We start from the raw sequence: 9,968 nt of genomic DNA on the forward strand, positions 1-9,968 counted from the left end.
TGCATGTCCACCTTTGAACGCTACCTGACCCTCTGGGTCGCGCTGTGCATTGTCGTCGGCATCGCGCTCGGCCATTTTCTGCCGGGCGCATTTCATGCCATCGGCGCGATGGAAATTGCCAAGGTCAACCTGCCGGTGGCGGTACTGATCTGGCTGATGGTCATCCCTATGCTGCTCAAGATCGACTTCGCTGCGCTTGGTGAGGTCGGCCGCCACTGGCGCGGCATCGGCGTAACGCTGTTCATCAACTGGGCGGTAAAACCGTTCTCGATGGCGCTACTGGGCTGGTTGTTCATCGGCTGGCTGTTCCGGCCCTATCTACCTGCCGACCAGATCGACAGTTACATTGCCGGCCTCATCATCCTTGCAGCCGCGCCATGCACGGCCATGGTGTTTGTCTGGTCGAACCTGACCAAGGGTGAACCGCATTTCACATTGAGCCAGGTCGCCCTCAACGACGCGATCATGGTCGTCGCCTTTGCGCCGATTGTCGGCCTGCTGCTGGGCCTGTCAGCCATCACCGTGCCGTGGGGCACGCTGGTCCTGTCGGTCGTCCTCTATATCGTCATTCCCGTCATCATCGCGCAGATCATCCGTCGCCGGATGCTGACAAGTGGCGGGCAGGCAGCGCTTGACCGGCTGCTTGCAAAGCTCGGCCCGGCTTCTCTCGTCGCTTTGCTGGCGACGCTTGTTTTGCTGTTCGGATTTCAGGGCGAGCAGATCATCGCGCAGCCGGCCATCATCGGCCTGCTGGCAGTGCCGATCCTGATTCAGGTCTATTTCAACTCCGGCCTTGCCTATCTGCTCAACCGGCTTGCCGGCGAACAACATTGCGTTGCCGGTCCCTCGGCGCTGATCGGCGCGTCAAATTTCTTCGAACTGGCGGTTGCCGCCGCCATCAGCCTGTTCGGTTTTCACTCGGGTGCGGCGCTCGCCACCGTTGTCGGGGTGCTGATCGAAGTGCCGGTGATGCTCTCGGTCGTCTGGATCGTGAACCGCTCCAAAGGCTGGTATGAGCGTGGCGGCAAGGTGTCCGAACTCGCGAAAGAGCAGCGTTGATGCCGGACGATCTTCCCAATCTTGATGCCGGCTGCGTTGATACTCCCAGCCTTGGTCGGCTGCGCGTAACCGACCCTTCTACCCATCCGCCGCGTATCCTGCTGCTTTATGGCTCGCTCCGCGAGCGATCCTACAGCCGCTTCCTGACATTCGAGGCCGAGCGCCTGCTGAAACACTTTGGCGCGGAAACACGCATCTTCGATCCGCATGGCCTGCCATTGCCGGACGGCGCCGAGGTCAGGCATCCGAAAGTGCAGGAACTGCGAGAGCTCTCGCTCTGGTCGGAAGGCCAGGTCTGGACCAGCCCGGAGCGGCACGGCGCAATGAGCGCGGTGATGAAGGCGCAGATCGACTGGATTCCCCTTTCGGTCGGCGCGGTAAGGCCAACGCAGGGCCGGACACTCGCGGTGATGCAGGTCTCCGGCGGCTCGCAGAGCTTCAACGCCGTCAACCAGATGCGTGTGCTCGGCCGCTGGATGCGCATGGTGACGATCCCCAACCAGTCCTCCGTCGCCAAGGCCTTTCAGGAGTTCGACGATGCGGGCCGGATGAAACCGTCCTCCTATTATGATCGAGTGGTCGACGTAATGGAGGAACTGATGAAGTTTACGCTTCTGACGCGCGACGTCTCACCCTACCTGACCGACCGCTATTCCGAGCGCAAGGAGAGCGGCGAGGCCCTGATGCAGCGGGTCAATCTGACGGCTGCAACATGAGAATCTATCCCGCGCCGATCGCACGTCATCGCTCGCAAGAATGCCCCAACCAACGAGGTCCCTTGAATGGATCATAGCCCGCAACAGTCGCAAGGAAGCGTCTCCGAGGTATTCCGCGCATTCCTGAAGCTGGGGCTCACCTCCTTCGGTGGACCGATCGCACATCTGGGCTATTTCCGGGACGAGCTGGTGACGCGGCGAAAATGGCTGAGCGAAAGCGCATATGCCGATTTGGTGGCACTGTGCCAGTTCCTGCCCGGTCCGGCTTCCAGCCAGGTCGGCTTTGCTCTTGGTCTGACGCGGGCGGGATGGCTCGGCGCGTTCGCAGCTTTCCTCGCCTTCACCCTGCCATCGGCCATGATCCTTCTTGCGCTTGCCATGACGGCTACGCGGCTGGAAAGCCCGTTAGCGCTTGGCGTCCTACATGGTCTCAAGATCGTCGCCGTCGCCATCGTGGCGCAAGCCGTGTGGGGCATGGCAAAAAACCTGTGTCCCGATAAGGAGCGCGCCACGATCGCGGTCGTGGCCGTGCTTCTGCTTGCCTGGGCGCCGGGAGCGATCGGGATGATGGCGGCCATACTGCTGGGCGCACTTGCCGGGCTGGCTCTTGGCAAAGGACAGGTCACGATTGGCGAGCATCTGCCTGTGCCGGTTTCACGCAAAGCCGGACTGATGGCCTTCGCGCTGTTCGTCGCCCTACTGATTGGCCTGCCGGTCCTAGCGGGGCAAGCGCAAGGATGGGCGCTGGCGGACAGCTTCTTTCGTGCCGGCTCGCTTGTCTTTGGTGGCGGACATGTCGTGTTGCCGCTGTTACAGGCTGAAACGGTCACGCCAGGATGGGTGTCCGATGATGCCTTCCTTGCGGGTTATGGCGCAGCGCAGGCGGTCCCCGGACCGCTCTTTACCTTTGCCGCCTGGCTCGGAGCGGTCATGGGACCGGCGCCGAACGGCGTGGCCGGCGCGACGATCGCTCTTGTCGCACTTTTCCTGCCGGGCTTCCTGATCCTGATCGGGGCGTTGCCCTTCTGGGATCAACTGCGCCGTAAGACGTGGGCGCAGTCGGCCATGCAGGGCGCCAATGCCGCAGTCGTCGGAATCCTCGGCGCTGCGCTTTATTCGCCTGTCTTCACCAGCGCGATCGGAGGCATGCCGGATTTCGCACTGGCCTTGATTTGTTTCGTGGCGCTGATGGCCTGGAAAGCTCCGCCATGGGGCGTCGTGTTGCTGGCGGCCGTGGGTGGAGCTGCGCTTAGCCTGTTGATGTAAGGCGGTTTCGAAAGCTATCGGGCTCACTCTGTCAAACCCGAGGTAGCACGATGCTGAATTGTGTCGCGCCACGCCAACGCTAGCCGGCGAGATCCAAGCCCAGCGACATCAGGGAGAGTTTCTGCACAGCCTGGGGGTCTCCCCGCAGAAGGGGGTGCGCCGGCAACGAAGTGCCGGCCAGGGGGAAGGCTTTCCCCCGCAAAACTGAACCAAGGGTCGCGTCACAGATGCCACACCCGCATGGCGTATAACCCTGGGACGTGCCGAAACGAAGCATGGTCAGGTGCCCCAGGCACTAACCACCGTGTCCAAGGGAAATGGGGCAGTGCTCTTTGACCATTCATGGAATGGAGCCGCCGTCTGGCTGTATGGACCGGGATCGGGCCGATCAAACTGAACGCGCGTCGGGATATGGAAGGCACTGCCGAAAACAATCGCCTCGCCGGAAGCCAGGATAGTGACCTGATCCAACAGACGGCGCGCCTGCATGGGGATTATCCGGCGGAAATGGTCGATGTCGTCGGGGTTCTGGAGCCTGTGGCTAATGAAATTCGCGCATTGGCTGATGATGGTCTGGCTGATCTCGCTCGGCCGCTGGCTGGCGATGATGAGCGAAAGACCGAATTTGCGCCCCTCCTTGGCGATCCGCTCATAGGTAAGGCGCGCAAGGCGATGCCCGCGATCCTCGTCTGATCTGGCTGGACGGGCATAGTTGTGCGCCTCTTCGAGCACCAAAACCCAAGGGTTCTTGTAGCGCGAAGCCGCCGGAAGACGCTCGCGCGCCTCCAATAGCACACGGCCGATCACCGCGCAGGCATAGGGCAGAACCTCGTTGCTGAGCATGGAGAGATCGAGAACCGAAACCTTTGGCCCAGTTGCCGCACCAAGCCCGAAGCCCCGGAACCAGCCTGACAGATTCTCGATTTTCGTTTCGGTATCCTCGTAATTGAGAAAGGCCCGCCACCGCTTGTCATCCAAACGAGTCTTGAGGCGCAGTTTCAGCGTCGTCAGATGGGCGTCAACGCGAAACGTATCCTCCTTCGAGACCGCGCGGTTTATAAGGGACGGATCGGTCAGCGTAGCCCGGCCAATTGGCAGAGGAGAGTCGGCCGTCCGCACTCCGGCTACGGCCGTCGCGCTTCCGCCCACAATCTTGCTACGGATGGCGTCCTTGAGCTTTTCCGCCTCAGTCGCAATTGCGGCTTGGTTGTTCATGACCTCCGTGTTGTAGTCGTTGGCGAGACGGTGGTTCTGAAACAGAGCCTCGAAGGCCGCAGTATCAAGGCCGGTATCCGCCAGGTGTCCTGTCACGGCATCGCAATGAGAGCCCGCTGCCTTTTTCTTGATCTTGGTCAGTTCACTCAACAGTTGATCGAGCGCGCTCATGGCGTTTTGGAGGGCGTTCATATTGACAGCGGCCGCGGCATCGCCGCCCTTGGCGATCGCCCACCAATCTTTCAACACAGGCTCCTGTGTCTGCTCCGCAGCACTGAGCCAGGCACAGATCTCTTCGGCATTCATGAACCAGAGAGGGAGAGCGAACTCCTTGCCATTCAGATAGATGCGGTCTGGCAAACGCACAGCCGTTGCGGCCGTCGGGAAGGCTTTGCCATATTCCCCATTTATATCCAGAATGAAGACGTGCGGTTCCTCGGCCGCGCCATCCAGCGCCTTCATGGCTTTCTGTATCAGGCTCGATACGGAGAAGGACTTGCCGGAGCCGGTGTTGCCTACGATAGCCAAGGGCCGCGAAAACAGGTCATTGTAGGAAGCGCGCACGACGTTGCGGGCCTGGCCAGTCGGAAAGCCAATTCTCAGGTCACAGTCGAAGTCCTTGTCGTCGTAGTCTTCCGGTTTGTTGCGCCGGGGAGGAATCTCAAAGACCGCGCGCAGTATGTCAGGTGAGCCGATCTCCGCCGGGGTATCGAGCGTCGGCAGAACGGAAATTCCTGGACTGAACGACGGTTCATCATCCGCATGCTCGATGGTGCCCAGAAGTTGAACGCTGGCGACGCGGCGCGGCTTCATCAGTTCGAGATTGAGATCATCGCCACTGTTCGGATCGAAGGTTTCACGGGCCTCGAGATCGGTGATGATACCGATGACGGTCTCTCCGGCGCCGAGCGAGAAGGTCAGGTAAGCGTTGATCGCGATTGCGACCTGAACGCCATCCAGAGTGGCACGCAATGCCGAACGGGTTTCAGGGAGAAGTTCTACCTTTACCCGAAAGCCCTGAACCGAGACGATATGGCCGACCAGCCGAGGATTATCCATCTAAACCCCCGCGCCGGCACTGAGATCGTTTGGCGTTTCGGAGGAGGCAATCTGCTTCTCGAACCGCCGCAGCCGCAGAAAGTCGTCGAGCCACTGCACGTCGGGCATCACCGATGTCGCAAAGTCGTCGAAGGTCGCGAATGTGAACGGCGCGGCAGCAAAAGCATCTGTCGTGGGACAGAGAACAAAGGCCCGTTTGCCGAGATCCTTGTAGCGCCGGATGCGTTCGATGACCGGACTGTCGGGATTTGGCTCGATCACCAGCATCACCAGCGATGGGTTCATCAGTGCATTCTCGATGATCCGGCTGACGTGATCATCCCCGAATCCATAGCCAAGAACGAGCAAGAAGGTCTGCGGAATGCCAAGTCGCACCTGGAACGACCGGAACAGATGCGCGTAGGGCATAGTCAGGGTCTGCGCGAATTTGTTGGCTGTGGGAAGGATACCCACCGAAGGCGTCTTGTCGGCCAGTGGCACGAGCGCGGCGGCCTTGTCCGCCGGACTCTTCGTTGCATAGGACTGAAAAGGCGTCAGATCGGGATGGCGGGCACGCATTTCATCGCCATGTTCGAACCAGTGGATCGAGCCATGCAGCTTGTAGAAATGCAGAAACTTGTCGAAGCGGCGGACGCGACCTTCCGCCACCTCGCCCGGATAGTAAATGTCGAGGCCATAGACGGACGGATCGAAGCGAGCAGCCGCGCGCCCCGTGAATCCATCAAAATACTGAACACCCAGCAGTTCCATCGCCTGTTCGAAGAGCGTGTCGTAGTTCAGGGTGAAGAGATGCGCACGCCCGAGATTGCTGTCGCGGGCAATCAGTTTGGAGAGAAACGCCAGTTGGGGTGCGATCCCCTTTGCCGAGGTGGCGGAAGTGGTGTCTGGCAGTGATAGCGCACACTCTGAGAAGATGGCGATCCGCAGGCGGCGAACGAACCAACGCAAATCGGCGGTATTTGGGGCCGGCGTCTCTGGCCAGGTGACAGCGGAAAACGGTGCGCCTACAGACTCCGCGACGACCAAGGCGTTGGCGATGAAAGACAGCCATGCCTCAAAACCAATCGGAGCACCGTGAACACTAGCAGATGCCACGGCATTCTTCCGAGATTCTATGATGGGTTTGATCGAAGGCGGGAGATCGGGCAGTGCTTCTATGGTTGCGAGCACCTCTTTTTCCAGATTGGCCATGGTCTTGCCGCCTGCCGAGACCGAGGTGCCCGATCCCGTCAAAACAACGAGATTTTCCATGCGCAGCCATTCGGAGATCAACGCCTGGAGGCGTATGCGCCCTTGCCTCTGATCCAAGCCAACCAGCAGATCGCCAACGCCGCCGCCCTCCGTTGGGCCGATGAGCCTGTATTCTATCGGCACAGGCGCTGCTGGTGTCATATCTCTCCCCTCTCTGCTCCACGGCGCAAGGGGTTGACGATTTGAAGCCCCCTGAAATCCTTTTCGTTATCCGTGACGACCACACAGTCGTTTGCTCCCGCCACTGCGGCAATGATCATGTCGAGTCCGCTCCGCGGACGCCCTGCCGCCTTCCCCTCTGCCATCAACCTCGCCCAGATCAGGCCCGCCTTGTCGTCGAACGAGAGAATGCGGCCGGCGAAAAGCTCCTGCGGCCCTTCCGGCCCGGAGAACCAGGCATCAAGAGCATCGCGCTTTTTCCCGCGCGGTTTCTCCAGAATGCCGCGCCGGATCTCGGCGATGGTCAGCGCCGAAATGAACAGGTCGTCATCACGCTGCTCTGCCCACCACGCCAGCAGCGCCTCCGACGGCTGCGGCTTGACGATGTTGCTGATGATGTTGGTGTCGAGGAGATAGCGCGTCACAGATCGACCCGGCGCCCTTCCTCGCGCGGGCGCGACAGATCGAGATCGGCGCCGACCAAGGGCGAACGGCGCAGGGCGGACAGGATGCCACCGGACTTTGGCGGCTCGCCCGCGACGAGAGCCGCCTTGACCGCAGCCCGGGCCTGTTCCGCTTCTGGCCCCTCCTCCGCCAGCTGACGGGCAAGCGACCGGATCAGTTCACGGTCGGATTCCAGCGCTAGGACCTCGAAGCGCTTGAAGCCGCGCTGCGTCAGGCGCGCCCGATAGTTCTCGATCGCTCTCTTCTGTGCGGCATTGCTCATGGCTGGCCTCCGTGCTATATCCTGACATATAGCCGCTTTCTATCTTGCAAACAAGGGATGTCAGCGATGCCCCTGGAGGCCAACCACAGAGCAGTAGTGCAGAAGAACAATGGGCGTTTGCACCAGTATTTTCCATATGCTGTGGCACGAAGGAGCGCGCCAGGCTTCGCCGAAGTCACCGGAGACATGCGTTCCGCCGCCAAATATACGCATGTAATTTCAATTGCTTATGATGGATTCTGGGCGAATGCTGCGAGGTATGACCTTGCGAGCCCCCGGAAACAAAGCAAAGATGACAGGACGAGAGCGCGAAGCGCTGCTCGAATCCTTGATGCTGGAAGAACCGGAGCTGACGTTCACGGCGCGCGGCAATCCCGATCCGCGTCTTCTGCGTCTGGTCGACTTCCTGGCGCGACAGGCGGCGCGAGATTGCTACGCCGAGGAAGTTCAGATGATGAAGCGACGGAGGAAGCGCACCTCCTGATGCCGATGGGAGAAGTGCATTGAAGGTCGCAATCTACGCCCGCTATTCGTCGGACAACCAGCGCGAGGCGTCCATCGCCGACCAGTTCCGCATGTGCCGCCTGCGGGCGGAGAAGGAAGGCTGGACGGTGGTCGAGGAGTATTCCGATCACGCCATCTCCGGCTCCAGCATGATCCAGCGCCCCGGCATCCAGGCGGTGATCATGGATTCCACGCGAGGCCGGTTCGACATGATCCTGGCCGAGGCGCTGGACCGGATCAGCCGCGACCAGGAGGACATCGCCGGTATCTACAAGCGCATGCGCTATGCCGACGTAAGGATGTTCACGCTCTCGGAGGGCGAGATCAGCGAGCTGCATGTCGGCCTCAAGGGCACGATGAACGCGCTGTTCCTCAAGGATCTGGCCGACAAGACCCGGCGCGGACAGCGCGGCCGCGTCGAGGCCGGCAAGTCCGGCGGCGGCAATTCCTACGGCTATGACGTGGTGAAGAAGTTCGATGCCAACGGCGAGCCCGTCCGTGGCGACCGCACCGTCAACGAGGCGCAGGCCGAGGTCGTGCGCCGCATCTTCCGCGACTACGCGGCCGGCAAGTCGGCCAAGACCATCGCTTTCGCCCTGAACAGGGACCATATCCCTGCGCCGTCAGGCGGCGATTGGGGCTTCAGCACGATCAACGGCAACCCGAAGCGCGGCAATGGCATTCTCAACAACGAGATGTATGTCGGCAAGATCGTCTGGAACCGCCAGCGCTTCGTCAAAGACCCCGATACGGGCAAGCGGCAGGCCCGGCCCAACCCGGAATCGGAATGGGTCATTCAGGAGGCGCCGGAGCTGCGCATCCTCAATGACGATCTGTGGGACGCCGTGAAGGCGCGGCAGGGCGAGATGCGGACCGAGCGCGATGAAAGCGGCCTGGCTGACGTCAGCAAGATGAACCATCGTCGCCGGCCGAAATACCTCTTTTCCGGCCTGACCCGCTGCGCCTGCTGCGGGGGTGGCTATTCGGCGATCTCGGCCACGCTGATCGGCTGTTCGACGGCGCGCAACAAAGGCACCTGCGACAACCGGACCAACATCCGGCGCGACGAGTTGGAGACGCGCGTGCTGAATGCGCTGCGGACCCGCTTGGTCGATCCCGAACTGTTCGCCCGCTTCTGCGAGGTGTTCACACAGGAGATGAATCGGCTACGGATGGAAGGCCGTGCGGGCATCGCAGGGGCCGAAGCGGAGATGGCGAAGATCGACCGCGAACTGGCCAAGCTACTGACCGCCATCAAATCAGGCGGGCCGATTGAGGCCATCGTGGAGGACATGAAGCGGCTGGAAGGCCGGAAGGCCGAGTTGCGCAGCTTCCTGGCCGAGGCCGAAGAACCGCCTCCCCGGCTGCACCCCTCGATGGCGCTGCAATACCGCAAGCGGGTCCAGCAACTCTACGAAGCCTTGCAGGACGAGGAGGAAGAAAAGCGGATCGAGGCGGCCGACATCCTGCGCTCGCTGGTGGACAAGATCGTGCTGACGCCCGTGGACGGCAAGGTGGAGATCGACGTTCAGGGCGATCTCGCTGGAATCCTTATGATTTCCGCACAAACGAAAAACCCCGCCGGAGAGCGGGGTGGATCGCAAGTAAAGATGGTTGCGGGGGCAGGATTTGAACCTGCGGCCTTCAGGTTATGAGCCTGACGAGCTACCGGGCTGCTCCACCCCGCGGCCGTTTCTTCCCGTGAGTTTTGTTTGTCGGGAAGCTGAGTATCGTTAGGAGAGAGAGAAGTCTCTGATCAGGTTTGGCGGTGACCTACTCTCCCACGTCTTGAGACGCAGTACCATCGGCGTAGTAGCCCTTAACGGCCGAGTTCGGGATGGGATCGGGTGTTTAGCCACCACTATGACCACCAAACCGGATCAGAGACCTGCTTGCCGGAGCAAGCGAACATTGATGTTGTTCAGGTCAGCACGACTTTGGTGCTTGTATATGGCGTCTGTCCGGCAAGGTTTTGATGCCTTGCTTTTACCGGATCAAATCAAGCCAATCGG

At 60.9% G+C, this 9,968-nt stretch carries 9 protein-coding genes, 1 tRNA gene, 1 rRNA gene and 1 pseudogene; 5 read left to right on the forward strand and 7 right to left on the reverse strand.

Annotation, left to right across the window (positions count from 1 at the left end; translation table 11 throughout):
- Positions 1-3: 3 nt before the first annotated feature.
- From arsB to chrA, 3 genes are all read left to right on the forward strand, one after another.
- Complete coding sequence (arsB, locus tag XINFAN_RS01150; protein ID WP_124084671.1) at positions 4-1,059, forward strand: ACR3 family arsenite efflux transporter; 1,056 nt, start codon at positions 4-6, stop codon at positions 1,057-1,059.
- Positions 1,059-1,775, forward strand: coding sequence for an arsenical resistance protein ArsH (gene arsH, locus XINFAN_RS01155; protein ID WP_098107553.1), 717 nt, complete (start codon positions 1,059-1,061; stop codon positions 1,773-1,775). Before arsB ends, arsH begins: the two co-directional genes overlap by 1 nt.
- A 66-nt stretch (positions 1,776-1,841) precedes the next feature.
- Entirely contained in the window at positions 1,842-3,041 is a 1,200-nt protein-coding gene (chrA, locus tag XINFAN_RS01160) for a chromate efflux transporter (RefSeq protein ID WP_124084672.1), read from the forward strand.
- A 279-nt stretch (positions 3,042-3,320) separates the two neighbouring features.
- On the opposite strand, the gene XINFAN_RS01165 is transcribed toward chrA, so the two are convergent.
- Genes XINFAN_RS01165 through XINFAN_RS01180 form a run of 4 tightly spaced genes read right to left on the reverse strand, consistent with a single transcriptional unit; the run spans position 3,321 to position 7,452 of the window.
- The gene (locus XINFAN_RS01165; protein WP_094463155.1) at positions 3,321-5,315 is read right to left on the reverse strand and encodes an ATP-binding protein; all 1,995 of its coding nucleotides are present in this window, start codon (positions 5,313-5,315) and stop codon (positions 3,321-3,323) included.
- Positions 5,316-6,707 carry an SIR2 family protein gene (locus XINFAN_RS01170; RefSeq protein WP_094463156.1) on the reverse strand — a complete coding sequence of 464 codons (1,392 nt, stop codon included), beginning with the start codon at positions 6,705-6,707 and terminating at the stop codon, positions 5,316-5,318. It lies immediately after the preceding gene.
- Positions 6,704-7,150, reverse strand: a complete 447-nt coding sequence (locus tag XINFAN_RS01175; RefSeq protein WP_094463157.1) for a type II toxin-antitoxin system VapC family toxin — start codon at positions 7,148-7,150, stop codon at positions 6,704-6,706. Before XINFAN_RS01175 ends, XINFAN_RS01170 begins: the two co-directional genes overlap by 4 nt.
- Complete coding sequence (locus XINFAN_RS01180) at positions 7,147-7,452, reverse strand: hypothetical protein (RefSeq protein ID WP_094463158.1); 306 nt, start codon at positions 7,450-7,452, stop codon at positions 7,147-7,149. Before XINFAN_RS01180 ends, XINFAN_RS01175 begins: the two co-directional genes overlap by 4 nt.
- Positions 7,453-7,744: 292 nt before the next feature.
- Between XINFAN_RS01180 and XINFAN_RS01185 the strand changes: the two genes are divergently transcribed.
- Entirely contained in the window at positions 7,745-7,936 is a 192-nt protein-coding gene (locus XINFAN_RS01185; protein ID WP_233352086.1) for a hypothetical protein, read from the forward strand.
- Between the two features lie 19 nt (positions 7,937-7,955).
- Positions 7,956-8,996 (forward strand): annotated as a pseudogene (locus XINFAN_RS01190) (recombinase family protein); the annotation flags it as partial.
- A 219-nt stretch (positions 8,997-9,215) separates the two neighbouring features.
- Here XINFAN_RS01190 and XINFAN_RS22475 read toward each other — a convergent pair.
- The 3 genes from XINFAN_RS22475 to rrf form a co-directional block, all read right to left on the reverse strand.
- The gene (locus XINFAN_RS22475) at positions 9,216-9,524 is read right to left on the reverse strand and encodes a hypothetical protein (RefSeq protein ID WP_354002115.1); all 309 of its coding nucleotides are present in this window, start codon (positions 9,522-9,524) and stop codon (positions 9,216-9,218) included.
- A gap of 43 nt (positions 9,525-9,567) precedes the next feature.
- Positions 9,568-9,644: transfer RNA gene (locus XINFAN_RS01195), tRNA-Met, on the reverse strand.
- A gap of 72 nt (positions 9,645-9,716) precedes the next feature.
- Positions 9,717-9,831 (reverse strand): 5S ribosomal RNA (rrf, locus tag XINFAN_RS01200).
- Between the last annotated feature and the right edge of the window lie 137 nt (positions 9,832-9,968).

The sequence above is a fragment of the Pseudogemmobacter humi genome (assembly GCF_900609055.1).
Classification (GTDB): domain Bacteria; phylum Pseudomonadota; class Alphaproteobacteria; order Rhodobacterales; family Rhodobacteraceae; genus Pseudogemmobacter; species Pseudogemmobacter humi.

Excerpts from the sequence above, each read along its gene's own strand:
- arsB (WP_124084671.1), top strand. The coding sequence starts at position 4 with ATGTCCACCTTTGAACGCTACCTGACCCTCTGGGTCGCGCTGTGCATT.
- arsH (WP_098107553.1), top strand. The coding sequence starts at position 1,059 with ATGCCGGACGATCTTCCCAATCTTGATGCCGGCTGCGTTGATACTCCC.
- chrA (WP_124084672.1), top strand. The coding sequence starts at position 1,842 with ATGGATCATAGCCCGCAACAGTCGCAAGGAAGCGTCTCCGAGGTATTC.
- XINFAN_RS01165 (WP_094463155.1), bottom strand. The coding sequence starts at position 5,315 with ATGGATAATCCTCGGCTGGTCGGCCATATCGTCTCGGTTCAGGGCTTT.
- XINFAN_RS01170 (WP_094463156.1), bottom strand. The coding sequence starts at position 6,707 with ATGACACCAGCAGCGCCTGTGCCGATAGAATACAGGCTCATCGGCCCA.
- XINFAN_RS01180 (WP_094463158.1), bottom strand. The coding sequence starts at position 7,452 with ATGAGCAATGCCGCACAGAAGAGAGCGATCGAGAACTATCGGGCGCGC.
- XINFAN_RS01185 (WP_233352086.1), top strand. The coding sequence starts at position 7,745 with ATGACAGGACGAGAGCGCGAAGCGCTGCTCGAATCCTTGATGCTGGAA.